The organism is Pseudomonas sp. MD330_10, from assembly GCF_042610415.1.
Classification (GTDB): domain Bacteria; phylum Pseudomonadota; class Gammaproteobacteria; order Pseudomonadales; family Pseudomonadaceae; genus Aquipseudomonas; species Aquipseudomonas rhodesiae.
Map to the genome: position 1 here is coordinate 1 of NZ_JBHGZU010000213.1, position 205 is coordinate 205.

Consider the following 205-nt stretch of genomic DNA (forward strand, 5'->3'; position numbering starts at 1 on the left):
GCTTGGTGTTCGGCGATAAGTGTGTCGCCTTGCCAGAAAAATTCGGTGGTGATGCCGTCGACGGTTTTGCTGATACGCCGGCCAAACGGGTCATAGCGGTAACGGGCGGTTTGGCCGTTGGACCGGGTGATTTCGATCAGCCGGTGCTGGCTGTCATAGCGGTATTCGGTGACGAGTTGCTGGCCTTTGCCACGCCGTTCCTGGG

General features: G+C 59.0%; 1 protein-coding gene. It reads right to left on the bottom strand.

Annotated features, from left to right (window positions below):
- The coding region (locus ACFZPT_RS27235) for an RHS repeat domain-containing protein (protein ID WP_379556016.1) at window positions 1–205 on the bottom strand (205 nt) is incomplete at both ends.